General features: G+C 60.3%; 20 protein-coding genes. 4 read left to right on the top strand and 16 right to left on the bottom strand.

The features are described 5' to 3' along the window. Positions 1–564 carry a DUF2780 domain-containing protein gene (locus tag ACWKV4_RS03940; RefSeq protein WP_483830997.1) on the bottom strand — a complete coding sequence of 188 codons (564 nt, stop codon included), beginning with the start codon at positions 562–564 and terminating at the stop codon, positions 1–3. Between the two features lie 297 nt (positions 565–861). On the opposite strand from ACWKV4_RS03940, the gene ACWKV4_RS03935 reads away from it, so the two are divergent. After that, positions 862–1731, top strand: coding sequence for an RHS repeat-associated core domain-containing protein (locus ACWKV4_RS03935; RefSeq protein ID WP_483830998.1), 870 nt, complete (start codon positions 862–864; stop codon positions 1729–1731). A 256-nt stretch (positions 1732–1987) separates the two neighbouring features. Here ACWKV4_RS03935 and fdhA read toward each other — a convergent pair whose 3' ends face one another. The 8 genes from fdhA to ACWKV4_RS03895 form a co-directional block, all read right to left on the bottom strand. Further along, positions 1988–3187 carry a formaldehyde dehydrogenase, glutathione-independent gene (fdhA, locus tag ACWKV4_RS03930; protein ID WP_483830999.1) on the bottom strand — a complete coding sequence of 400 codons (1200 nt, stop codon included), beginning with the start codon at positions 3185–3187 and terminating at the stop codon, positions 1988–1990. A 123-nt stretch (positions 3188–3310) separates the two neighbouring features. Continuing rightward, complete coding sequence (gene purU / locus ACWKV4_RS03925; protein ID WP_483831000.1) at positions 3311–4168, bottom strand: formyltetrahydrofolate deformylase; 858 nt, start codon at positions 4166–4168, stop codon at positions 3311–3313. Positions 4169–4271: 103 nt separating this feature from the next. Continuing rightward, positions 4272–4904 carry a sarcosine oxidase subunit gamma gene (locus tag ACWKV4_RS03920; protein ID WP_483831001.1) on the bottom strand — a complete coding sequence of 211 codons (633 nt, stop codon included), beginning with the start codon at positions 4902–4904 and terminating at the stop codon, positions 4272–4274. A 39-nt stretch (positions 4905–4943) separates the two neighbouring features. Beyond that, complete coding sequence (locus ACWKV4_RS03915) at positions 4944–7961, bottom strand: sarcosine oxidase subunit alpha (RefSeq protein ID WP_483831002.1); 3018 nt, start codon at positions 7959–7961, stop codon at positions 4944–4946. A 1-nt stretch (position 7962) separates the two neighbouring features. Then, complete coding sequence (locus ACWKV4_RS03910; protein WP_483831003.1) at positions 7963–8286, bottom strand: sarcosine oxidase subunit delta; 324 nt, start codon at positions 8284–8286, stop codon at positions 7963–7965. A 15-nt stretch (positions 8287–8301) separates the two neighbouring features. After that, positions 8302–9552 (bottom strand): sarcosine oxidase subunit beta family protein, encoded by a 1251-nt coding sequence (locus ACWKV4_RS03905; RefSeq protein WP_483831004.1) that lies wholly within the window; start codon positions 9550–9552, stop codon positions 8302–8304. Between the two features lie 15 nt (positions 9553–9567). Beyond that, on the bottom strand, positions 9568–10821 hold the full coding sequence (gene glyA, locus ACWKV4_RS03900) for a serine hydroxymethyltransferase (RefSeq protein ID WP_483831005.1): 1254 nt from the start codon (positions 10819–10821) through the stop codon (positions 9568–9570). A gap of 106 nt (positions 10822–10927) precedes the next feature. Beyond that, complete coding sequence (locus ACWKV4_RS03895) at positions 10928–12109, bottom strand: MFS transporter (protein WP_483831006.1); 1182 nt, start codon at positions 12107–12109, stop codon at positions 10928–10930. Between the two features lie 232 nt (positions 12110–12341). Between ACWKV4_RS03895 and ACWKV4_RS03890 the strand changes: the two genes are divergently transcribed. Further along, positions 12342–13388 (top strand): threonine aldolase family protein, encoded by a 1047-nt coding sequence (locus ACWKV4_RS03890; RefSeq protein ID WP_483831007.1) that lies wholly within the window; start codon positions 12342–12344, stop codon positions 13386–13388. Positions 13389–13604: 216 nt separating this feature from the next. On the opposite strand, the gene zapA is transcribed toward ACWKV4_RS03890, so the two are convergent. The 3 genes from zapA to gbcB form a co-directional block, all read right to left on the bottom strand. Continuing rightward, positions 13605–13907: a cell division protein ZapA gene (gene zapA, locus ACWKV4_RS03885; RefSeq protein ID WP_483831008.1), complete on the bottom strand. Its 303-nt coding sequence runs from the start codon at positions 13905–13907 to the stop codon at positions 13605–13607. Continuing rightward, entirely contained in the window at positions 13904–14134 is a 231-nt protein-coding gene (locus tag ACWKV4_RS03880) for a hypothetical protein (RefSeq protein WP_483831009.1), read from the bottom strand. The genes zapA and ACWKV4_RS03880 overlap by 4 nt, the downstream gene beginning before the upstream one ends. Before the next feature lie 194 nt (positions 14135–14328). Continuing rightward, positions 14329–15429: a glycine-betaine demethylase subunit GbcB gene (gene gbcB, locus ACWKV4_RS03875; protein ID WP_483831010.1), complete on the bottom strand. Its 1101-nt coding sequence runs from the start codon at positions 15427–15429 to the stop codon at positions 14329–14331. A 298-nt stretch (positions 15430–15727) separates the two neighbouring features. Between gbcB and gbcA the strand changes: the two genes are divergently transcribed. Further along, positions 15728–17023 (top strand): glycine-betaine demethylase subunit GbcA, encoded by a 1296-nt coding sequence (gene gbcA, locus ACWKV4_RS03870; RefSeq protein WP_483831011.1) that lies wholly within the window; start codon positions 15728–15730, stop codon positions 17021–17023. Positions 17024–17060: 37 nt separating this feature from the next. On the opposite strand, the gene ACWKV4_RS03865 is transcribed toward gbcA, so the two are convergent. After that, entirely contained in the window at positions 17061–17702 is a 642-nt protein-coding gene (locus ACWKV4_RS03865) for an RHS repeat-associated core domain-containing protein (RefSeq protein WP_483839542.1), read from the bottom strand. Positions 17703–17932: 230 nt separating this feature from the next. Between ACWKV4_RS03865 and ACWKV4_RS03860 the strand changes: the two genes are divergently transcribed. Next, positions 17933–20047, top strand: a complete 2115-nt coding sequence (locus tag ACWKV4_RS03860) for a TonB-dependent siderophore receptor (RefSeq protein WP_483831013.1) — start codon at positions 17933–17935, stop codon at positions 20045–20047. Between the two features lie 31 nt (positions 20048–20078). Here the strand turns inward: ACWKV4_RS03860 and etfB are convergent, their stop codons facing one another. Genes etfB through dgcB form a run of 3 tightly spaced genes read right to left on the bottom strand, consistent with a single transcriptional unit; the run spans position 20079 to position 24035 of the window. After that, a complete protein-coding gene (gene etfB / locus ACWKV4_RS03855) occupies positions 20079–20849 on the bottom strand; it encodes an electron transfer flavoprotein subunit beta (protein ID WP_483831014.1) in 771 nt (256 codons plus the stop codon). Between the two features lie 10 nt (positions 20850–20859). Then, positions 20860–22080: an electron transfer flavoprotein subunit alpha gene (etfA, locus tag ACWKV4_RS03850; protein ID WP_483831015.1), complete on the bottom strand. Its 1221-nt coding sequence runs from the start codon at positions 22078–22080 to the stop codon at positions 20860–20862. Then, entirely contained in the window at positions 22077–24035 is a 1959-nt protein-coding gene (dgcB, locus tag ACWKV4_RS03845) for a dimethylglycine demethylation protein DgcB (protein ID WP_483831016.1), read from the bottom strand. The genes etfA and dgcB overlap by 4 nt, the downstream gene beginning before the upstream one ends. Between the last annotated feature and the right edge of the window lie 32 nt (positions 24036–24067).

Raw genomic sequence — 24067 nt, 5'->3', positions numbered from 1 at the left:
TTACTTGCCAGTGCCCCACACCGAGGCCAGGCTTGAAAGGGCCGAGCCCGTGGCGCCTTGTTGGCCCAGGTACTGAAGAATGATGGGCGCGAACTGGCTGACCATGCCGCTGTTCATGCCCAGCTGGCTAAAGGCGCTGTTCATGTCCTGGGTGGTTTTTACATTGCTCAGGGCATTGTTCAAGGCGTTCACCTTGTTGCTATCCGCCTTGCCCATCAGCCCACTCAAGCCTACCAGCCCGCCCAGGGCATTGCTGCCAGAGAGTTTGTCCAACCCCGGCACGGATTTGCTCAGCTCGGTGTATTGCGCCTGGGGCAACTGGTGCTTGGCCAGCCCCAGCATGGCCCCGGTGCCGCCGATGGCCTGCTCAGGGGTGATGTTCAGCTGCTTGCCCAAGGTATTGAGCAACCCTGCTGCCTGAGGCGCTGCAGTGACTGGCGCGCCATTTTGTTTACCATTCTGCAAGGTCGCCGCGGCGTTTACCGCGTCGTTAAGGTTGAACGCCATGGCCTGCCCGGCCATCAGGGTGAACGACAGGGCCAGCAGGCTTGGGGAGATGCGCATCGGTACTGCTCCAGCAAATAAACGTTCTGCATTGGACGCGGCCGGGCCGAAGGGTTCAACCTGTGGAGAAACAATCCAAACTTGGGGTGAAACGTCTTAACAACCAGACGAGGTCAGTTTTCCTGGTCAAGGCCTAGATCGTCAGCCTGTTGCGCCCTAGCGTTTTAATAGGTTTACAAAAATCAATAAGCTTGCTTTTCTGACAGCCGATTTCTGACTTAATATCGGTGCCCCACCTTTCAACACTTCAACTCCTTGATACCTACTCAAAGCCTTACTCCCGCCGGATGAACCACTATGAAAGCCCAGCTTCTTGCGTGCAACCATGATTCCTCTGTGACTTATTCGCTGCCATCAGCTAAAAAAATTTTCACGCACAACTACTCCCCATTTGGCTTCCTGCCTGCCATGGCTCGAAAAATGGCCTTTACAGGTGAACATAGGGAATACGGCAACGGATACTACTGCCTGGGCAATGGTAAACGAACCTACTCTCCAACATTGATGCGCTTCATACAACCAGATGGACTTAGCCCCTTCGAACCCAATTGCTCAAATAGTTATAACTATGCATTAATGGACCCGATAAATTATCATGACAGGACAGGCGAAACACCCCAGCCTTTCAAATTATTGGCTTCCATGCTTGATGACTTTCCGAAGTTCCTAAGTCCAAAAGCCGGGAATATCTACGACAAGAAGGTAGTTTCTCAAGGTGTCACCATATTTACTACTCCTAGCAAAGGAGGCCCCGTACTCAATATTCAGGCACATGGCGGATTACGCAATGGCGAAACATACATAAGGATTAATAAAAAACGCACCGACGCCCAGGCATTACATGGTTTACTGGTGAACTCAGGCATTGAGTTCAACCATTACAGCTCAGCAAGAACCATAATATGTTACTCCGGTCAGACTTCAGCTTCGGGAAATTCAATAGGACAAACGATAGCAGACCTGACCAGACTGAAAACCAAATCATACATCGGAACAGTTGATAGCGTACATCTGAACCCTCAGAAGCTTAGGAAGATAGCACCTGATATAGGTAGCAGATTTTCCAGCAGAGCTCAGCGGAAAAAAATTTTTGTAATCAAAAAATCTTACGCCGAGGATGGACTTCCTGATATTTCATATCAGCCCGTTTATTTTACGCCTCGTTAACGTCGGAAACACCATAAGGAAGCACCGTGAAAAATTATTAGCTATACGCATGAAGTAATTATGCAAACAAACCACTATTTATTTGGCGCGTCTCATCAACAGTGCTCTGACGGCATTCTGCAAACTGGCCGAGGTGGTCGTGATCACTACGAAGGCTTCAACAATTATTATGTAATTAATAGGGGTTAAACCCGACCGAGCCAACATGTTGTTGCTTTGCCTAGGTCGGGTCGCTTGCTATTGGCGCTTATAGTCCCTACGCCGCGCTAAACAACTTATGCGGATCAATCACAAACTTCTTCGGCACGCCCGCATCGAATTCCCCATACCCTTGGGGCGCCTGATCCAGGTTAATTACCTGTACCCCTACTACCTCGGCGATATTGATGCGGTCCCACATAATGGCCTGCATCAACTGACGGTTGTATTTCATGACCGGGGTTTGGCCGGTGTGGAAGCTGTGGGACTTGGCCCAGCCCAGGCCGAAGCGGATGCTCAGCGCACCGACCTTGGCGGCGGCGTCCTTGGCGCCGGGGTCTTCGGTGACATACAGCCCTGGGATGCCAATTTTCCCAGCCACGCGGGTCACTTGCATCAGGGAGTTGAGCACGGTGGCGGGCGCCTCGTGTTGGGCGCCGGAGTGGCCGTGGCCGCGGGCTTCGAAGCCAACGGCGTCGACGGCGCAATCCACTTCTGGCTCGCCCAACAGGCTGGCGATCTGTTCATGCAGCGGGGTGTCCTGGGACAGGTCGGCGATCTCAAAGCCTACTGATTTGGCATGCGCTAACCGGGTGGGGTTTACGTCACCTACGATCACCACGGCCGCGCCCAAGAGGCGTGCCGAGGCAGCGGCCGCCAGGCCGACGGGGCCAGCGCCTGCCACGTACACAGTGCTGCCGGGGCCTACACCTGCCGTGACGGCGCCGTGGTAGCCGGTGGGCAGAATGTCCGACAGGCAGGTAAGGTCTCGGATTTTCTCCATGGCTTTGTCACGATTGGGTAGCTTGAGCAGGTTGAAGTCTGCATAAGGCACCAGCACGTACTCGGCTTGGCCACCGGTCCAGTCGCCCATGTCCACATAGCCATAGGCGCCACCGGCTCGCGCAGGGTTCACGGTCAGGCACACGCCGGTGTGTTGCTCCTTGCACGAGCGGCAGCGCCCGCAAGCCACGTTAAAGGGCACGGACACCAGGTCGCCGATTTGCAGGTGCTCCACGTCGCTGCCCTTTTCGATCACCTCGCCGGTGATTTCATGGCCCAGCACCAGCCCCACTTGGGCGGTGGTACGGCCACGGACCATGTGCTGGTCCGAGCCACAGATGTTGGTAGACACCACCCGTAGAATCACCCCGTGCTCGATCTTGCGCCCGCGCGGGTCCTGCATCTTCGGGTAAGCAATGTTCCGCACCTCGACCTTACCGGCCCCTAGGTACACCACGCCACGATTGTCAGCCATGTTCGTTCACCTCTAGTTGTTGTTGTTTTTAGCGGTAGGTGCTGGCGAAGCCTGCGAATCGGCTACCACCCTTTACCGCGTGGTAGTCGGTTCGCGAGCTGTGTTCGCGCCTACGGTTTGACGCTAAAGCACGACCGTGCGGTTTGCGTTGAGAAATACCCTCCGCTCGATGTGGTAGCCCACCGCGCGGGCCAGGGTCAGGCATTCGATGTCGCGGCCTTTGGCAACCAGGTCTTCGGCATAGTGGGCATGGTCTACCGCTTCCACGCCCTGGGCGATGATGGGCCCTTCGTCCAGGTCGTTGTTAATGTAGTGCGCCGTGGCGCCCACCAGTTTCACGCCCTTGTTATAGGCCTGGTGATAGGGCTTGGCGCCCTTGAACCCTGGCAGCAGGGAGTGGTGAATATTGATGGCCCAGCCATCCAGGCGGCGGCACAGTTCCGGTGACAGCACCTGCATATAGCGGGCGAGGATAACCAGCTCTGCGCCTGTGGCGTCGACCACGTCCATCACCTTGCGCTCTTGCGCCGGCTTGTCGGCAGGGTCGAGGGGGAAATGGTGGTAATCAATGCCGTGCCAGCGCGCCAGGGGTTCGAGGTTTGGGTGGTTGGAAACCACCGCCATCACGTCCATGGGCAACTGGCCAATGCGCTGGCGGTAGAGCAAGTCGTTTAGGCAGTGATCGGCTTTGGACACCATGATCACTACCTTGGGCCGGTATTGCGGGGCGGTAAGCTCGAAGCGCATGCCAAAGCCCTCTACCCGCTCGGCCAACCCTGCCCTGAAGCCTTGCTCGTCGAAACCCTCTGGCTGGCGAAACTCCACGCGAATGAAAAACCGCGCCGAGAGCCTGTCATCGAAAGAATGATGCTCGGTAACGTAACAACCCTGCTCGAACAGGTAGCGGGTCACCGCATCCACCGTGCCAAGCCGGCTGGGGCAGTCGGCAGCGAGAATCCAGGTATCAAGGGCACGGCTCATGGTGTTCTCCAATTAAAAACCCGTAGGAGCGAGCGATAGCTCGCGAATTGGGTAGATCAGTTGTTCGCGAGCTGGCGCTCGCTCCTACAGAGGCATAAGCCAGTCATTCCACCACAGCTAGCCCATACTCAGCACTGGCGTCCTGCAACCACAGCCACCAGTAATCGGCAAAGCTGCGGCGGATCACCAGCTCCCAGGTGTCTTCGGCCATGTGCCGAATGACCAGCTGAGACTTGGCGAACACGGTGCCAACGGCCTTACCCACGGGGAAGTTATCGGGGTGTACGTCGTAGCTGGTGGACTTCATCAGCAACTCGCGCACCTTAGGGCCCCTAAGCTCCAGCACGCTTTGCCCGCCACTGACGTTGACCACCTGAATGTGCTGCCCGGCCAGGGCTTCGCGCAGGCGCTGTTCGGCTTCGAATTCTTCGCCACGGGGGCAGATAAACAGCCACTCATCCGGGCCCAGCCATTGCAGTGTGGTATCGCCACTGCCCACCACGGTCAGTGCCGTGGGCAACTCCAAACCCAGCACCTTATGCACGCCGCCAGCAAAGGCCGCGTCATGGCCATCGCCGCGCAGCGTGAGGTGGCCCAGCAAGGCTTTCTCACGCAAGGTAATGCCGGCACCCGCGGGGCCTCTGCCAGCCAAGCTCGACAAGCCGGCATGGTGCAGCGGGGACTCAGCGGGTACCGCGCCCTGGGGGCGCTGTTGGTAAACGTTGGCTGTGCTCATGTCATCGCCCTTCAAAACAGGAATGGTGGCCGCGGTCGGTCATAGGTTCTGGCGCTCGCCTTTAGGGTCCACGAATACCGAGGCGCAAATCTCTGCCTCGATGGCGCTGCCGTCGGCCATGGGCGCCCACACCTTCTCACCCATGCGCTTAAGCCCGCCCTTGACCACCGCCATGGCGAAGGAACGGCCCAGGGTGGGGCTCATGTAGCTGGAGGTCACATGGCCAACCATGTCCATGGGGATGGGCTGCTTGGGGTCGAATACCAGTTGCGCGCCTTCGGGTAGTACGCGGTTCGGGTCCACCGGCTTGAGCCCTACCAGTTGCTTGCGGTTCTCCCGCAAGGAGTCTTCGCGGTTCATGCCGCGCCAGCCGATCCAAGAGAAGGCTTTGCTACGGCCCACGCACCAGCCCATGTTGAGGTCGTCCGGGGTCACCGAACCGTCAGTGTCCTGGCCCACGATGATAAAGCCCTTCTCGGCGCGCAGAACGTGCATGGTCTCGGTGCCGTAAGGGGTGAGGTTGTAAGCTTTACCGGCCTCGGCGATGGCTTCGAGTACGCCCATGGCGTAATCGGCCTGGATGTTCACCTCGTAGGAAAGCTCGCCGGTGAAGGAAATCCGGAACACCCGCGCTGGAACGCCTGCCACCGTGCCTTCCTGCCAGGTCATAAAGGGGAAGGCGTCTTTATCCAGGTTGATATCGGTGACCTGGCTCAACAGTCTGCGGCTATTAGGGCCTGAGAGCGTGAGCGTGGCCCAGTGATCCGTAACCGACGTGAAATACACCTTTAGGTCTGGCCATTCGGTCTGGTGGTACAGCTCCAGCCACTGCAGCACGCGGGCAGCGCCGCCGGTGGTGGTGGTCATCAGGAAGTGATTATCGGCAAGGCAGGCGGTCACACCGTCGTCGAAGACCATGCCGTCTTCCTTGCACATCAGCCCATAGCGCGCCTTGCCCACGTCCAGCTTGGTCCAGGCGTTGGTGTACACGCGGTTGAGGAATTCCCGGGCATCCGGCCCTTGGATGTCGATCTTGCCCAGGGTGGAGGCATCCAGCAGGCCCACGCTTTCGCGCACGGCTTTGCATTCGCGCAGTACCGCCGTATGCAGGCTCTCGCCGGTGCGGGGGAAATACCAGGGCCGCTTCCATTGGCCTACGTCTTCGAATTCGGCGCCTTGCTTCACATGCCAGGCATGCAGCGCGGTAAAGCGCACCGGCTCGAACAGGTGGCCACAATGGCGCCCGGCCACGGCGCCAAAGGTCACCGGGGTGTAATTGGGGCGGAACATCGTGGTGCCCATCTCGGGAATGCTGATACCCCGGCTGCGCGCGGCGATAGCTAGCCCGTTGATATTGCCCAGCTTGCCCTGATCGGTGCCGAAGCCCAAGGCGGTGTAGCGCTTCACGTGCTCCACCGACTCGAAACCTTCGCGGGTCGCTAGCTCGATACCCGCGGCGGTCACGTCGTTTTGCATGTCCACGAACTGTTTAGGCGCACGAGCGCTGGGCCGGTCGTGGGGCACTTGGAAGAGCGCTAGGGTCGCTTCTTCGGCAACGGTGCGCACGGCTGGCACCACACCCTCGACGATCTTGAACCCCCCTTCTGCCGCTGCCCGCGCCCCACCTTCGAAGCCATCGGCCAAGGCATCGGCCAGGCTGAACACGCCGTTGATGCCACCTACGCACACGCGCTTCTGGGGCGCTTCGCTAGGCACGAAGCCGAGAATGTCTTCACGCCATACAGGCCGCCCACCCAAGTGCGAGGCCAGGTGCACTACTGGGCTATAGCCACCGGAGCTGACGATCAGGTCGCAATCGAGCCACTCGCCGTTGCTCAATACCTTCATGGCCTTGGTATCGATGGCCGCTACCCGGGCACCACTCACACGCTTGATGCCACGGGCCTCGATGACCGCGCTGCCGGTCAGAATGCGCACGCCCCGGGCGCGGGCTTCTTCCACCAGCGCGCCACGTGGGTTAGGCCGGGCATCAGCCACCCCTACAACGATGAGGCCTGCGTCGATCCAGTCCAGCACCACGCGGTAGGCATGGTCGTTGTTGGTAGAGAGCACCAGTTTCTTGCCCGGCGCTACACCGTAACGGCGCAGGTATACCGACACGGCACCGGCGAGCATATTGCCCGGTACGTCGTTATTGCCATACACCAAGGGGCGCTCGTGGGTGCCGGTGGCCAGTACTACCCGGCCCGCGCGCACCCGATGCACCCGCTGGCGCACCAGGCTGATCGGCGCACGGTCACCCAGGTGGTCAGTCAGGCGCTGGTGAATGGTGAGGAAGTTATGATCGTGGTAGCCGTTGACCGTGGCCCGCGGCAGCAAGGTCACCCCAGGCAGCTCGGCCAACTCGGCAACAACCTTGGCTACCCATTCGCTGGCCGGTTGGCCATCGAGGGTTTCCCGGGTGTCCAGCAGGCAACCGCCGAACTCTTCCTGCTCGTCCGCCACGATCACCCGGGCACCACTGCGCGCGGCGGCCAAGGCAGCGGCCAGGCCAGCAGGCCCCGCGCCTACCACCAGCACATCGCAATGCTGGTTCATGTAGTCGTAGCTGTCGGGGTCGTTCTCGGTGGGTGAACGGCCCAGGCCCGCCGCCTTGCGAATGTACTTTTCGTACGTCATCCAGAAAGACTTAGGGTACATAAAGGTCTTGTAGTAGAAGCCTGGCGGCATCAGCTTGCCGCCTACCTTGCCCAGTATGCCCATCATGTCGCTGTTGACGTTCGGCCAGCCGTTGGTGCTGGTGGCCACCAGGCCGTTGTACAGCGCCTGCTGGGTGGCCCGCACGTTAGGGATCTGGGTCGCTTCGGTAGAGCCGATCTGCAGCACGGCATTGGGCTCTTCGGCGCCCGCGGCCACGATGCCGCGCGGCCTTGAGTACTTGAAGCTACGGCCGAGAATGTCCACCCCATTGGCCAGCAGGGCCGACGCCAGGGTATCGCCCTCGAAGCCTGCGTAGGTTTGCCCGTTGAAGGTGAACGAGAGTGTTTTGGCGCGATCGATGCGGCCGCCCGTGGGCAAGCGATTGACTTGGCTCATGCTATTCCTCCCGCGCCGCGCTTTCAGGTACGGCCGCCATTGGCTTGGCGGTGACCTGTGGCTGCTCGCCAATCTTGTAGGTTTCGAAAATCTCGTAGGTCACGGTGTCGCGGGTTACGTTGAAGTATTGGCGGCAGCCGGCGGTGTGGTCCCACAGTTCGTGGTGAATGCCTCGGGGGTTGTCGCGGAAGAACATGTACTCGCCCCACTCGGCATCCGAGCAGGCAGCAGGGTCCAGGGGCCGGGGAATGTGCGCCTGGCCAGCAGGATGAAACTCTTCTTCGGAGCGCAGTTCGCCGCAATGGGGACAGAAGATCTGCAACATAGGGTGGGCCTCCTGTTAGTGGGCGACAGCGGCGGCGCCGTGCTCGTCGATCAGCGCCCCGGTGTGGAAGCGGTCGATGGAAAACGGCTTGGCCAGCGGGTGCATTTCGCCCTTGGCCAAGCTGGCGGCGAACACGTTACCCGAGCCCGGCGTGGCCTTGAACCCGCCGGTGCCCCAACCGCAGTTGAAGAACAGGTTGGTCACAGGGGTTTTGGAAATGATCGGGCAGGCGTCGGGGCAGGTGTCGACGATGCCGCCCCATTGGCGGTTCATGCGCACCCGCGACAACACTGGGAACATCTCCACAATGGCCTGCAAGGTGTGTTCGATCACCGGATATGAACCGCGCTGGCCATAACCGAGCCAGCTGTCGATCCCCGCGCCTATGACCAGGTCGCCTTTGTCGGACTGGCTGATGTAGCCGTGTACGGCATTACTCATGATCACGCTGTCGATGATCGGCTTGAGGGGTTCGGACACCAGCGCCTGCAACGGGTGGGATTCGAGCGGCAGGCGGAAGCCCGCCAGGCGGGCCATATGCCCGGAGTTGCCTGCGGTAACCACACCCACACGCTTGGCGCCGATAAAGCCTTTATTGGTCTCCACGCCAGTGACGGTGTTGTTCTCTTTGCGAAAACCGATCACTTCGGTTTCTTGAATCAAGTGCACACCCAAGGCATCGGCGGCCCGGGCATAACCCCAGGCCACGGCGTCATGTCGGGCCACGCCGCCACGGCGCTGCACTGTCGCGCCCAGCACAGGATAGCGGGTGTTTTTCGAACAATCCAGGTAAGGAATTTCTTCAGCCACTTGAGCGGTGTTAAGCAATTCGCCATCCACGCCATTAAGGCGGTTGGCGCTTACCCGTCGCTCCGAATCGCGAATGTCCTGCAAGGTGTGGCACAGGTTGTAGACCCCGCGCTGGGAAAACATCACGTTGTAGTTGATGTCTTGAGACAGCCCTTCCCAGAGCTTCATGGCGTGTTCGTACAAGCGGGCGGATTCATCCCACAGGTAGTTGGAGCGCACAATGGTGGTGTTGCGGGCGGTGTTACCGCCACCCAGCCAGCCTTTTTCGATCACGGCCACATTGGTGATGCCGTGCTCCTTGGCCAGGTAGTAAGCCGTGGCCAGCCCGTGGCCGCCACCGCCCACGATCACCACGTCGTAGACGGGTTTGGGCGTGGGCGTGCGCCACATGCGCTGCCAGTTTTCGTGGTGGCTGAGGGAGTGCTTGAGAAGGCCAAAGCCTGAATAGCGCTGCATGATCGGTACTCCAGCTCAGCGGTAAACCGGGAATTCGGCGCACAGTTGGGTGACCTCGGCGGCGATGGTGGCCTCCAGGTCAGTGTTGCCGAGGTTGTCGAGAAGGTCGCATATCCAGCCTGCCAGCCTTTGGCACTGTTCCACCTTGAAGCCACGGGTGGTCACCGCTGGGGTGCCGATGCGCAGGCCAGACGTCACGAACGGTGACTGCGGGTCATTAGGCACGGCGTTCTTGTTCACGGTGATATGGGCACGCCCCAAGGCGGCGTCGGCGGCCTTGCCGGTGAGCCCCTGGCGGATCAGGCTGACCAGGAACAAATGGTTATCGGTGCCACCCGAAATGACATCGTAGCCGCGCTCGATAAAGACCCCGGCCATAGCCTGAGCGTTGTCGATCACCTGCTGCTGGTAGGCCTTAAAGCCTGGCTCCAGCGCTTCCTTGAAGCACACGGCCTTGGCGGCGATCACATGCATCAGCGGGCCGCCCTGGCCACCAGGGAATACCGCGGCGTTGAGTTTCTTTTCCAGCGCTTCGTTGGCTCGCGCCAGGATCAGCCCACCCCGAGGCCCGCGCAGGGTTTTGTGGGTGGTGGTGGTCACCACGTCGGCATAGGGCAAGGGGTTGGGGTACAGCCCTGCCGCCACCAGGCCGGCCACATGGGCCATGTCCACGAACAGGTACGCCCCTACCTTGTCGGCAATCGCCCTAAAGCGTGGGAAATCCAAGGTTTTGGAGTAGGCAGAAAAGCCCGCGATGATCATCTTTGGCTTGCACTCCACCGCCAGGCGCTCGACTTCGTCGTAGTCGATCAGCCCGGTGGCCGTGTCGATACCATATTGCACGGCGTTGTACAGCTTGCCCGAGAAGCTCACCTTGGCACCGTGGGTCAGGTGCCCGCCATGGGCCAGGCTCATGCCCAACACGGTGTCGCCCGCCTGCAACAGCGCCAGGTACACGGCGGCATTGGCCTGGGAACCCGAGTGGGGCTGCACATTGGCATAGCCTGCGCCGAACAATTCCTTGGCGCGGTCGATGGCCAGTTGCTCTACTTGGTCTACGTATTCGCAACCACCGTAGTAACGCTTGCCGGGGTAGCCTTCGGCGTACTTGTTGGTCAGGCCGCTGCCCTGGGCTTGCATCACCCGCTTGCTGGTGTAGTTCTCCGACGCGATCAGCTCGATATGGTCTTCCTGCCGCTGCTCCTCGGCATTGATCGCCGCCAGCAGTGCATCGTCATATCCCTGAATCTGGTCTTGCTTGCTGAACATCGCGGATCTCCCAGCGCGAGCGGCGCCTTGTTGTCGGTGCAATGACAACGATGGTAGGGCCGGGCCCAATGCGCCAGATGCCTATGGGCGCCACGCAGCGGCGCGATTACGACAAAGGGGGGCTTGCCTGCATCAACCGATAAATACGATAGGTCGCCAACACACTGATACCAATCGCCAGGGCCATCAGCATCGAGACCATGGAAGTGCGCTCACCCATGGCATACAGGGCCAGCCCTACCATTGGGAGTACGGCTTGATTCATTAGCGTCATCAACGAGGACACCCCAGCCAGACGGTGGGTTGGCACAAGGCGGATGCGCAGGTTGCGAGTGAAGTTGAAGACAAATACCTTCCCGCCCACGTTTATGGCATGAAGCGCTAGAAAACCTACCAAATGGCCCTGTGCGGCAATCATCAAGGCACTAGCCGTACTGGTAATCAGCGCAGCACTTACAAACAACCGCACGGGGGTAGCGGCCTGGGCAAAGCGTGGGTACAGCAACGTCGCTGCCACGCCACACAATCCCGCACAGATATCTACAAAGGCGAAATACTCGACAGGCAGTTGCATGGCACGGTCGATCAAGGCTACCGCGCTGGCCTCCACCAACCCATCAAAGGCATTGTTGCCGACCGCCAACATCACCGAAGCCAACAGCAAGGGCGTAAGCAAAATCAGCCTTACATTGCCGACGCTGGCTGGTTCGCCACTTATGGGCTCAATGTGCGGGTTTTTGGGTATGGAACGGCTAAAGAAATAACAACCTCCATTGATGGCGTACATCACCGCAGCCACGCTCAACAAACTCACAGCACCTGCCGTGAACCCAATAAAACCCAGTAGCGGCCCTGCCACCATCGCTAATTGGTCGACCCGGCACAGTAAATTGAAGTCGCGGTCTATGGCCTTGCTCGCCAGGGCGATCATCTTTTCGTAGGCAATCAAACTTTGCGCATTGCCGATGGCTACCAGCCCACTCAAAACCCCACCTGCCAAGGTCACTACAAGGGGCTTGGGTTCACTCAAGAGTACAGCTATCGCCCCCACGCACCCACTTAGCTTGGCCGCGTCAGATACGACAGAAACCAATCTCACGCCCCAGCGGTCAATGGCTGCGCCGACCAAAGGCGAAATGACAATACGCGGTAGCCAGGCCATAGCAAATGTAAGGCCTGACAGTGCCAAGCTGCCGGTGAGGGCATAGATCATCACGGGGATAAGAAATACGAGCAGCGCGTCGGCAGTGAGCACTAGGAATAACAGTGTGGAAAGCGTCGTGCTCATGGGAGGCTACTTTTAGGTTTTATCAACGCTAACCGCTAACCAATGGACGGCGGAAACGCTGTAGGGCGTTTCCCAAGAAGACTGGGGAATTTTCCCAAAGTCTGCCTTCGCCATTACCTGAGCTCAAACGAATGTAGTCCGGGTGACGTTAGCTAACGCTTCGCTGCCCTCACCCATACCCCTATCCCCCCACCCGGCGTACAGTAGCCGGGTCAACGATTAGGGAAATCTCATGCACGACAAAACCCAACAGTTCGCCAGCGATAACTACTCGGGCATCTGCCCCGAAGCGTGGGCAGCGATGGAGGCCGCCAACCAAGGCCATCAGCGCGCCTATGGCGAAGATGACTGGACGGCGCGAGCGTCGGACCATTTTCGGCGCCTGTTCGAGACTGAGTGTGAAGTGTTCTTTGCCTTCAACGGCACGGCGGCGAACTCGTTGGCGCTGTCGGCGTTGTGCCAGAGCTATCACAGCGTAATCTGCTCGGACACGGCCCATGTGGAAACCGATGAATGCGGCGCGCCGGAGTTTTTCTCCAACGGCTCCAAGTTGCTGACCGCCCGCAGCGAGGCCGGCAAGCTCACGCCCGAGGCCATCCGCGAGGTGGCCCTAAAGCGCCAGGACATCCACTACCCCAAGCCGCGGGTCGTCACCCTTACCCAAGCTACCGAGGTGGGTACGCTGTATCACCCGACCGAGCTGCAAGCCATCAGCGCCACCTGCAAGGAACTGGGCCTGAGCCTGCATATGGATGGCGCCCGTTTCGCCAACGCCTGTGCGTCCCTAGGTTGCAGCCCGGCGCAGTTGACCTGGAAGTCCGGCGTGGATGTGCTGTGCTTTGGCGGTACCAAGAACGGCATGGCAGTGGGTGAAGCGATTCTGTTCTTCCGCAAGGCGCTGGCCGAGGACTTCGACTACCGCTGCAAGCAGGCCGGGCAACTGGCGTCGAAGATGCGCTTTTTGTCCGCCCCTTGGGTTGGCCTGCTGGAGAACGACGCCTGGCTACGCCATGCGCAACATGCCAATGCCTGCGCGCGCCTGCTGGCCGACCTGGTACAGGGCATCCCAGGGGTGAGCCTGATGTTCCCGGTGGAGGCCAACGGGGTGTTCCTGACCATGCCGGAGCCTGCCATCGCAGCCCTGCGCAACCAAGGCTGGCGGTTTTATACCTTCATTGGCGGCGGGGCGCGCTTTATGTGCTCGTGGGACACCCGTGAAACCCGTGTGCGGGAATTGGCGGAGGCGATCAGGGAAGTAGTCGGCGCGTCTACGCGGTAAGGGTGAAGCTGTAATGATCGTAGCAGCCGACCTTGGCCGCGATCGGGTTCAATACCCTGGTATGACCAGGGCCCCGTAGCAGCCGGCCTTGGCCGCGATCAGGTTCAATACCCTGGTATGACCAGGGCCCCGTAGCAGCCGGCCTTGGCCGCGACCGGGTCCAATACCACCGTGTAGCCAAGGCACCGTAAAGCAGCGCCCTAAACCCTTACCCGATCAGTCCGCCGCGCGGCCCACGGTGCGCTCCAAATGCGCCACGGTGGCGTCCACTTTTTGTTCGTACTCAGCAATGGCCTGACGGTGCTCACGACGGGCTTCGAGCAGTTGGGAGCAGATGTTCATGGCCGTAAGCACCAGCAGCCGATCACCTAACAAAGTGGGGTGCTTTTTCTTGGTGTCCGCCAAGCTTGCCTTGAGCATCATGGCCGCTTCGAACAGGGTTTCTTCCTGATCGGCTGGGGCGCGCAAGGTGTAGTCGTTGCCGAGGATCTCGACCACCCGGGTCGTGTTCTGGCTCATGCGCCAACCGGCTCGGGGCTGACCCGTTCGATCAACGCCTGGATACGGGCCGCGGTGGCGCCTTGCTGTTCTTCTTGCTCCAGCAGGCTGAGCTGCAGGCTATCGTTCTCATCCCGCGCCTGAGCCAATTCCGCGCTCAGCTTGCCGTTCACCTCTACCAATTGACGGTTTTGCTCCAGCAGTTGACCAACCAGTGCTTCTAGTTTGTTAAGGGATGCTTCCAACATGGGGGGGTACTCGAAACCAGGGGTAAATATGAATGGCGCGTACGATAAGAAAAAAGCGCGCGCCTCGCCAGCGCGAAGACAGGTAACCAGGTAAATGAAAAGGGTTCAACACTGCGCGTTGGGCGATGGACTGGCAGAAAAGTGTGAGGTTCCCCACAAAACCTCGCACTGGACGGACGGTCTTGCCAGGTGGTTCAGTACTCGATTTGCACATCCCCTTTCGGCACGCTGCAGCACGCCAGAATGTAGCCTTCGGCTTCGTCGTCCTCGGTGATGCCGCCATTGTGTTCCATCTCTACCTCGCCACTGAGCTTGAGCACCTTGCAGGTACCGCAGATGCCCATGCCACAGGCCTTGGGAATGGTCAGCCCAAGCTTGGCGGCAGCGGCGTGCACGGTTTCGCCGGGGCTGACCCGGATGCTCTTGCCGGTGTCCACGAATTCCACCTGGTGCAGTTCCGAGGCTGGCACCTCAGGCGCATCGGCGGCTTGCTCGGCCTGCTCCACAGCGTCGGCGCGGGCATCGGCCGGCGTGGCGCCGAAGGATTCTTCGTGGTAGCGGCGCATATCGAAGCCGCTTTGTTCCAACAGGCGCTTGACCGCTTGCATATAGGGCGTGGGCCCACAACAGAACACTTCGCGCTCACGAAAGTCCGCGGCCATCAGCTCCAGCATGGGTAGGTTAAGGTAGCCACGATAGCCCGCCCACGGCTCACCCAAGCCGTGTTTCTCGCAAATCACGTGCAATGCGAAGTTAGGGATGCGCGCCGCCATATGCTCCAGTTCGCGCTGGTAAATGATGTCCTTGGGGGAACGGGCGCTGTGTACGAAAATCATGTCCACGTTGGCATTGGTGTCATAGAACCAACGGGCCATGGACATCACCGGCGTGATGCCAACCCCTCCACTGAGGTAGAGGACTTTTTCCGAGGGGTAGTCGATGGCATTGAACAGCCCCACCGGCCCATGCACCGCCAGCTCTTGGCCCTCATGGAGGGTGTCGTGTAGCCAGTTGGATACCCGCCCACCCGGCACACGCTTGATGGTAATGGAGAAACTGTAAGGCACCGAGGGCGCGCTGGAGATGGTGTAGGAACGCATCACCGCCTGCCCATCGATTTCCAGCTCCAGGGTGACGAACTGCCCCGGCTTGAAGAAGAACATCACCGGCTGGTCGGCCATGAAACAGAAGGTCCGCACATCCCAGGTTTCCTGAATCACCTTGACGCACCGCACTACATGACGACCGTTGGCCCACGTCTGGGTGTTCACCGGGTTTAGGAAGCTACTGGACATGCATGTTCCTCCACAGCCGACCACCGGCCTTTGCGGGGATTCTGCGGGGCGCCATGGGGCGGGTCTTACCTGTTCGCGACATCGGCATGCTTATGGCGACCAGCCTTGCCAGGGCTGGGTTGCGCCGTCGGAAACGGATCGGGCTATGTCGCCCATGGATAAGGTTCTGGCGCGCCGCCCAAGCACACTCCACCCCATTGCGGCGCAGCTTTTGGATAAGGTTGCCTCGCCCCGTAAAGCGCTACGCGCTCCCCTACAGCCTATGTTCGCCGGCGCGCCGGCCTAGAGGATGAACACGATGGATGTTACCCAGACCTTGAGCCTCGGCGATCCGCTAGAGCCGGCGCGCAACGCCACGGCACATATGCTGCAAACCCGGGAGCGCACATTTTCGTTACCACAGCCGTTTTACAGCGACGAGCGTGTGTTCGAAATCGATATGCAGGAAATTTTCCACAAGGAGTGGCTGATCGCGGGCATGACCTGTGAGATCCCAAAGAAGGGCAATTACCTTACGCTGGAAATCGGCAAGAACCCTATCGTGGTAGTGCGCGGTGCGAATGACGCTATTCATGCTTTCCATAACGTGTGTCGCCACCGCGGTTCGCGGCTGTGCACGGGTGAAAAGGGCAAGGTGGCCAAGTTGGTGTGCCCTTACCACCAGTGGACCTATGAACTGGACGGCCGCTTGCTGTTCGCTGGCAGTGAAATGGGCAGCGAGTTCGACATGAAAGCGTATGGCCTGAAGCCGGTGCATGTGAAAAGCGCGGGCGGTTACATTTTTATCAGCCTGGCCGTCACTCCACCGGCCATCGATGAATTTCTCCACACCCTGGGCCATTACATGGAGCCCTACGACATGGAAAACACCAAGGTAGCGGTACAAACCACCTTGCGTGAGAAAGCCAACTGGAAACTGGTGATCGAGAACAACCGCGAGTGCTACCACTGCAACGGCTCGCACCCCGAGTTGCTCAATAGCCTGCTGGAGTGGGACGACACCAACGATCCCCGCGCCAGCCAGGCCTTCAAGGACCATGTGGCCGAATCCGCGGCGGCCTGGGACGCGGAAAAAATCCCTTACCTGCATGCCAGTTTCGGCCTGCGTAACCGCATCGTGCGCATGCCGCTGCTCAAAGGCACGGTTTCCATGACCATGGACGGCAAGCCTGGCTGCAACAAGCTGATGGGCCGTATCAAGAACCCGGACCTGGGTTCCATGCGCATCTTGCACCTGCCCCATGCCTGGAACCACTGCATGGGCGACCATGTAATCGTGTTTACGGTGTGGCCCATCAGCGCCCAGGAAAGCATCGTCACCACCAAATGGCTGGTGCACAAGGATGCCGTGGAAGGCGTGGATTATGACCCTGCCCGCCTGCGCCAAGTGTGGGACGCCACCAATGACCAGGACCGCCGCCTGGCCGAGGAAAACCAGCGCGGCATCAACTCGACCGCTTACCAGCCTGGGCCCTACTCCCAAACCTATGAATTTGGGGTGGTGAATTTCATCGACTGGTACAGCGAGCGGATGCTCAATAACCTGGGTGCGGAAGCAGCGCCTTATTTAAAGGGTGTTGTGGCTCACGAATAGCCGCTATCTCGACACCGTACACGTACAGCCGGGCGGCCTAGGGGCGACCCTCTACCCGGGCCCTATAGGTATTGGCAGTGGCTGGGGCATGTCTATCGCTTCGCCAGCCTACTACCCTACCGAGTACCCTTCTAGCACCTGCTTCGTGGAGCGCAGGTGCAAGGGCGTAAAACCTCAAAGATGCCGAGGTAGCAACAAGGCCTATGCTGATCCATTTCAATACGTTTTGTGGCCACTGGTTATCGGGCAGAGTGCCAGCGGCGATAGTAGATGCGATTGACACCAAGCCTGCGACCAGCCCCAAGCGAAGACCTGCCGCCGTGGCTCGGGGCGTAGCCTTTGTGCTCTTACTACCCAAGGTGGCAGCATGCAGGGTGGTCGTTCCAAGAGCCCCAATCAGTGTACCGATTATCAACGCCGTGAAACTGGCCCCCGATTTGTCAATGCGGTTCACGGGGTCTGCCGCGCAATAAGCGTAAGCATTCAACCCCCCTTTCAGGAAGGGGCTGTACCTATCGGGTTGAATGAACCGTGCCAGGCGCGGAAGGTAAGCACGATACCCGTTACCTGTCAGGTATACCCTGCTCGCTGGCTCCAGCCACTGCCCAGTAAAGGCAGAGGCGCCGATGCCAGCCTCGGCGCAATGGCCAAAGGGTAAATACGCTATAGGGCGCGCCATGGCGCCTTGTAACCGTTTGTGCACGCTGCCGTTTAACTCTACGCCCAGTAACAAGGTGGTCATGGCAATTCCTACAAAGACTTTCCAGAGCCTGAAGGGTATTAAGAGTGCGTACAAGCTGGCAGTTTTGTCAGGTGGCAGCTGTTTTCGGTGGGATTTATCTAGGCTGCGTGCGATATTCAAATTAGAATCGTTCGCATTGACAGATTTTTATCGGGCACCTTGCTTTTATGTTCTTTCCCTCCTCGAAATCCCCATTCGCATTGTGTGCGCTAGCTCTCGCTACTTTCGCAACGTTTGCTCAAGCAGACGCCGCTACGGTAGAGCTAGGTACGATTCAGATCCAGGACAGCGCCGTCACAGAGCCCAGCGGTTATGCACGCAACCAGGCCAGCACGGCCAGCAAAGCCGAGGTGCCCATTCGCGACGAAGCGCAAAGCATCAGCGTAGTCACTCAACAAACCTTGCAGGATTACCGCGCCCAGTCCCTGGACGACGCCTTGAAGTTCGTTAGCGGCGTGTCCCAGGGCAATACCCTGGGCAACACCAAGGACGCCTTGGTCAAGCGCGGTTTTGGTACCAACGACGACGGCTCCATCCTGCATGATGGCGTGCGCTCGGTGGTGGGGCATAACCTCAGCGCCACCACGGACCACGTTGAAGTACTCAAAGGCCCGGCCTCTTTGTTGTATGGCGCGCTGGACCCCGGCGGGCTGATCAATATCATTAGCAAGCAGCCTGAGTATGTGCAAAGCACCACCCTCACCGGCTCCGCCTTCAGCGAGGGCGGCGGCAGCCTGGGCGTGGATACCACAGGCTCCCTGGGCGAAACTGGCCTGGCCTATCGCTTGATTGCCGAACGAGGCCATGAGGATTACTGGCGTAACTACGGCGCTAACGAACACACCCTGGTAGCACCTTCGCTGACCTGGACGGGGGACCGCGCTAGCTTGACGTTGGCTTATGAGTACAACGATTACAGCAGCCCTTTTGACCGCGGCACGGTATTCGTGAGTGGGCACCCAGCGAACGTCAGCTACCACAAACGCCTGGATGAAAAATGGGCGAAAACCGTAGGCATTTCACAATCCGCCCAGGCGCGTTTTGAGTACCAACTCACCGATGACTGGAAAGCTCGCGCCACCTACGGCTGGAACAACGACCGCTATAGCCTGGCCATCGCCCAGCCCACGAAACTGGCCGGCAGCACCCTGACGCGCCAGGCGAACGGCGGCCATTACGATTACGAGACTCGCTACACCAGCTTGGACTTCATCGGCGAACAGCGGCTATTGGGCCAGCGCCACGATCTATTGGTAGGCATCGACAACGAAGCCAGTGACAAATACCGCGGCAAGACCTACCGCAACAGTGCCAGGGCGGGCTTTGATATTTACTACCCTACCTACGGCAACCTGGCCGAACCCAGCGCGGTGAGCGATACCACCAGCAACCTGCGCAACCAGCTAACGTCCACCTCGGTGTACTTCAAGGATAACTGGCACTTGAACGAGCGCTGGATCGCCGTGTTCGGCGCGCGCCAGCAACATTACGACCAGTTCAGCGACCAGGGGCTAGGCGCAAAGCGGGCACTGAACCGCGACGATAACGGCGACGCGTTTATCCCCTTTGCCGGCTTGGTGTATCAGCCCAATGAGGCTTGGGCCTTGTATGGCAACTACAGCCGCTCGTTCGTGCCCAATGACACGGTTGACGACAGCGGAAAAACCTTCGACCCTGAAGAAGGCCGCAGCTATGAGGTGGGTGCGAAGTACACCCCATCGAAGGCGCTCAATATGAACCTGGCGCTGTTCAATATCGAGAAGACCAATGTGGTAAATCCCGCCGTAACGGGTACGGATACACCCGCAGACGCAGCGGGCAAGGTGGGTTCTCGAGGGCTCGAACTGGATATCACCGGCCAACTGGCGCCGCGCTGGGAGATGATCGGTACCTACGCCTATACCCACACGCGAATCCTTGAAGACCGTACCAACGAAGGGCATCGCCTGAACAACGCGCCCAAACACACCGCCAGCCTGTACCTGAGCCACCACGTGGCGGCCCCTGAACGCACCGGCCAATGGCACGCAGGCGCTGGCGCGCGCTATGTGGGCGAGCGGGCCGGCGATAACGCCAACAGTTATTGGATGAGCAGCTACACCGTGGCTGATGCCTTCCTGCGCTGGGACCTGCCCACCACCGGGTACCAGACCAGGCTACAGTTGAACGTGGACAACCTGTTCAACCGTGAGTATTACCCCTCCAGCACTGGCAGCAGCGATTTGCAGGTGAATGTTGGAGCGCCGCGCACCATGAGGCTTACGGCTAGCATGAGCTTTTAAGTTCTGGGCTTTGCCCGGGCCCACACCCGCTTTAGCGCACTACACCCTCCTCCACCAATAGCTTGAGGATCGCTTGGGCGCCTTCTTGGGCACTTACGCCCTTGAGCACCTGCCCCCCGCCGCCGGAGGCCTTGGCGGTGGCTGCCTTCATACGGTCGGCGCCGCTTTTAGCCTTGATCACCTTAAGGCGCTTGGGGCGAGGTTTGGCCGGTTGCAGCGTGGCCTCTTGTAGCAATGGGTCGGCTACTACCTCGACCTCATGGAGTTGCAACGCACCACGCTGGGCGGGGCCGTAGGCACTTTGCCGGGCCTTGGGCGCGGCGTTGTCCACGGTGGCCACCAAGGGCAGCCGTACACTGAGCCGTCGACGCTGGCCCCTAGGCAGCGCTTGCAGCACCTGAGCCATGCCGTTCTCAATGCGCTCTATTTGAGCCAACCCCGTTACCACTGGCCAGCCCAGGCGCTCCCCCAGCAGGTAAGGCAACAAGCCCGAGCCCTCCCCGGTCTCGGCTTGGCTGCCGGTGAGCACCATCTGTACGCCTGCGTCTTGCAGGTACTCCACCAGCGCAGGCAAGGCATCCGCGCCTTGGGGTTGCTCAAGCACCTGCAGGCTGAGCAAGCCCATGCCTAGGTAATCCCTCAGCGCGGGTTCGGCGATATCACCCACATGCAGTACCTCCAGGGCATCGCCAGCCAGGGCCAAGCCCAACTCCACGGCGCGTGCATCCTGTTCGGCGCGACGGGGCCGGCCCGAGCTGGGGTGGGCCCCGACCGATACCAGCGTGACGATCTTGCTGTTCATAGGGCAGGCCTCAGGCAGCATTACGGTTAGCGCCATTGCGCCAGGCGTTCACGGCCTCGATTAGCGCCTGCAGTATCTGGCCGCTGTCGCCCACGATGGCTAGGTCCGCGCGTTTGATCATGTCGCAACTCGGGTCCATGTTGACCGCGATCACCTTGTCGCAGGTGGCGATGCCTTGCAGGTGCTGGATAGCGCCCGAGATCCCCACCGCCACATACACCCTGGCCGTGATCCAGGTACCACTGGCGCCCACCTGGCGGTCTCGGGTCATAAAGCCATCGTCTACCGCTACCCGCGACGCGCCTTCGGTGGCGCCCAAGATAAGTGCCGCCCGGTGAAACAACGGCCAATCCTTTACGCCGTTGCCGCCAGACACAATAAATTCAGACTCCGCCATGGGCACCGCGGCCGGGTCTACCGCTACCGCGCCGCCATCCTCGATACGCGGCAACATGCGCGCCACCGCGCCTGTCAGGCTTACCGGCAAGGCTTCATGGCGAGTGTCGTCCACAGGCTCGGCACATTCGGCCACTGCCAAGATCAGCCGTGGCAAAGGCTGGATGAGGTCTTGCTGGCCCGCACCGGCGCGCCGGGTGCACAGGCCGTCCTTCACTTGCCATACTCGCGTGGCCGGGCGTTCGCCCAAGCGCGCCGCCAAGCGTCGGCCGGTTTCCGCGCCGCTGTCACGGCTGTCCGGAAACAACCAATGCCGAGGGCTGAAGGCCTGATGCACCGCCTGCAAGGCTTGGGTGCGCTGCTCTGGCGCGTAGCCTGCATACTCCTGGCCGTCTAGCAGCAGCAAGCGGTCCACGCCTGCGGTATCGAATGCCGTTTCCTTATGTTCCCCGAATACCACCGCCAGCACCGCACCCTCGCTGCCGGCTAACTGGTGAGCCAGGCCCAATAAGTCACGGTCATGAGCCGTCAGCCGGCCGCCGATCATATCTGGCACTACCGCCAGGTAGAACGCCGGCTCCATTACCCGATGCAGGGGCTTAGGTGCTTCGGCAGTGGCCAAGCGTTTGACGCTGCCGCCCTGCTCAGCGCCGCTGCGATCGATGCGGCGAATGCCGGCAGGGCCGATAAACCCCACCGCATGGGGGTTTTTCCGGGTAATCCCAGAAGGGCCGGTCCAACGTGCCTGTTGCGTTTGCAACGTGGCATGTAGCGGATGCAGGCGGTTACGAGCGATCCACGCCGCGTGGGGGTCTTTGCGAGTAATGTCGCTCATTCGCTTACCTGCTCCAGTTCACGCTGTGGCGCCGGGCGTTGCGTCTTGGCGGCAGGCGCGGGTGCCTCTATCAATGCTTCGGCCACCAGTTCGGCGATGTCTTTGATTACCGGGCGCGGCGCCACCACGCCTTCGAGCATGGCGGTGCATTGAGGGCAGCCCACGGCCACCACTTCAGCTCCGGTTTCACGGATGTCATTCATACGCATATCGGGAATTCGCTGTTTGCCGGGAATGTCAGTAATGGGCGCGCCACCCCCGCCGCCACAGCAGCGAGCCCGAAAGCCGGAACGCTGCATCTCTTTCACCTCGATGCCCAGCCCGCGCAATACCTGCCGAGGCGCCTCGTACTCGCCGTTGTAACGGCCCAGGTAGCAGGGGTCGTGGTAGGTCACGCTAGCGCCTTGGTGCGCTTCGGTGTTCAAGCGCCCGGCGGCCATCAGTTCGGCGATATACCCGCTGTGGTGGGTCACGTGATAATGGCCGCCCAAGGCGCCGTATTCGTTCTTGAGCACATGGAAGCTGTGGGGGTCGCAGGTCACGATGCGGCTGAAGCGGTACTGCGCCAGGCTGTCAATGTTGCGCTTGGCCAGCTGTTGGAAGGTGGCCTCATCACCCAGCCGCCGCGCCACGTCGCCGCTGTCGCGTTCTTCCAGGCCCAGCACGGCGAAGTCGACCGCAGCGGCTTTGAGAATCTTCACGAACGCGCGCAGGGTGCGCTGGTTACGCATGTCGAAGGCGCCATCGCCTACCCAGAACACCACCTCGGCCTGCTTGACCTGAGCCAACACGGGCAGGTCCAAGTCGGCGGCCCAGTTCAGCCGGCCACCCGGCGCAAAGCCACCGGGGTTGTCGGTGGCGATCAGGTTTTCCAGCACCTCGGCGCCCTTGTTGGGGGTGGCGCCTTTTTCCAGGGTGAGATGGCGACGCATGTCGACGATGGCGTCCACGTGTTCGATCATCATCGGGCACTCTTCCACGCAGGCCCGGCACGTGGTGCAGGCCCAGAGGGTGTCGGCTTCCACCAGGCCGCTGACGATGGGCTGATGGGCATTACCACCGTGCTCGCCAATGGGCTTCCCGGGATAAGGGCTGCCGGCAAAGCGTGCATCGGTACCGCCGGCCAGGCCTACGACCATGTCCTGAATAAGTTTTTTCGGGTTCAACGGCTGGCCAGCAGCGAACGCGGGGCACATGGCTTCACAGCGGCCGCATTGCACACAGGCATCAAAGCCCAGCAGTTGATTCCAGGTAAAATCTTCGGGCTTCTCTACGCCCAGGGGCAAGGTACGGTCGGTCAGGTCCAGGGCCTTCAAGCCGCTGGAGCGCCCGCCGCCAAACCGCTCGGGTCGACGATGCCAGGCCAGGTGCAATGCGCCAGCGAAGGCATGCTTGAGCGGGCCACCCCAAGTCATGCCCAGGAAGAGCTCACTCACTCCCCACAGCACACCCAAGGTGAGTACCACAGCCAGCACCCAACCGCCAAAGTCCGCTGGCAACACACCGGCAACCGGCAAGGTTGCGATAAAGAAGCTGGCCGAGAACATCAGCAGGCTTTTGGGCAACCGCATCCAGGGCCCTTTGGACAGGCGCGCCGGCGGGTTGATACGGCGCTTGTAAACGAACAACGCGCCGCAGCACATTACCGTCGTGGCCAGCAGCAAGGCATAACCTAGCACCTGGTTATGCAGCCCGAACCCATGTACGGCGATGGCCAGTAGCGCCGCCACAGCAAAGCCGCCAGCGGTCGCCACGTGGGTATTGGAGATATAACGGTCCCGCGCAACCACATGGTGAAGGTCTACCAGGTAACGCCGGGGCATGGCCAATAACCCACCCAACAGGTTGACCTTAGCCTGGCGCCCCTGGCGCCATAACCCTACGCGCCGAACAGCGCCCAGTAAGGTAAGCGCCACGGCAGCCAGCAGCAGCATCGGAAGGATCGTGTTTAGCATGGGCCTGAGGCTCCGAACGCGTGCCCCTGTAG

The organism is Pseudomonas artemisiae (assembly GCF_057128685.1).
Note: the sequence above shows the minus strand (reverse complement) of the source record. Positions and strands in the feature narration are given on the sequence as shown.

Bases quoted from the DNA above. Each gene is read 5' to 3' on its own strand.
- ACWKV4_RS03865 (WP_483839542.1), bottom strand. From the start codon at position 17,702: ATGGCGCGCCCTATAGCGTATTTACCCTTTGGCCATTGCGCCGAGGCT.
- zapA (WP_483831008.1), bottom strand. From the start codon at position 13,907: ATGAGCCAGAACACGACCCGGGTGGTCGAGATCCTCGGCAACGACTAC.
- ACWKV4_RS03910 (WP_483831003.1), bottom strand. From the start codon at position 8,286: ATGTTGCAGATCTTCTGTCCCCATTGCGGCGAACTGCGCTCCGAAGAA.
- gbcB (WP_483831010.1), bottom strand. From the start codon at position 15,429: ATGTCCAGTAGCTTCCTAAACCCGGTGAACACCCAGACGTGGGCCAAC.
- purU (WP_483831000.1), bottom strand. From the start codon at position 4,168: ATGAGCCGTGCCCTTGATACCTGGATTCTCGCTGCCGACTGCCCCAGC.
- ACWKV4_RS03895 (WP_483831006.1), bottom strand. From the start codon at position 12,109: ATGAGCACGACGCTTTCCACACTGTTATTCCTAGTGCTCACTGCCGAC.
- fdhA (WP_483830999.1), bottom strand. From the start codon at position 3,187: ATGGCTGACAATCGTGGCGTGGTGTACCTAGGGGCCGGTAAGGTCGAG.
- ACWKV4_RS03940 (WP_483830997.1), bottom strand. From the start codon at position 564: ATGCGCATCTCCCCAAGCCTGCTGGCCCTGTCGTTCACCCTGATGGCC.
- gbcA (WP_483831011.1), top strand. From the start codon at position 15,728: ATGGATGTTACCCAGACCTTGAGCCTCGGCGATCCGCTAGAGCCGGCG.
- ACWKV4_RS03905 (WP_483831004.1), bottom strand. From the start codon at position 9,552: ATGCAGCGCTATTCAGGCTTTGGCCTTCTCAAGCACTCCCTCAGCCAC.
- etfB (WP_483831014.1), bottom strand. From the start codon at position 20,849: ATGAACAGCAAGATCGTCACGCTGGTATCGGTCGGGGCCCACCCCAGC.
- ACWKV4_RS03915 (WP_483831002.1), bottom strand. From the start codon at position 7,961: ATGAGCCAAGTCAATCGCTTGCCCACGGGCGGCCGCATCGATCGCGCC.
- ACWKV4_RS03880 (WP_483831009.1), bottom strand. From the start codon at position 14,134: ATGTTGGAAGCATCCCTTAACAAACTAGAAGCACTGGTTGGTCAACTG.
- dgcB (WP_483831016.1), bottom strand. From the start codon at position 24,035: ATGCTAAACACGATCCTTCCGATGCTGCTGCTGGCTGCCGTGGCGCTT.
- ACWKV4_RS03890 (WP_483831007.1), top strand. From the start codon at position 12,342: ATGCACGACAAAACCCAACAGTTCGCCAGCGATAACTACTCGGGCATC.
- ACWKV4_RS03860 (WP_483831013.1), top strand. From the start codon at position 17,933: ATGTTCTTTCCCTCCTCGAAATCCCCATTCGCATTGTGTGCGCTAGCT.
- ACWKV4_RS03935 (WP_483830998.1), top strand. From the start codon at position 862: ATGAAAGCCCAGCTTCTTGCGTGCAACCATGATTCCTCTGTGACTTAT.
- etfA (WP_483831015.1), bottom strand. From the start codon at position 22,080: ATGAGCGACATTACTCGCAAAGACCCCCACGCGGCGTGGATCGCTCGT.
- ACWKV4_RS03920 (WP_483831001.1), bottom strand. From the start codon at position 4,904: ATGAGCACAGCCAACGTTTACCAACAGCGCCCCCAGGGCGCGGTACCC.
- glyA (WP_483831005.1), bottom strand. From the start codon at position 10,821: ATGTTCAGCAAGCAAGACCAGATTCAGGGATATGACGATGCACTGCTG.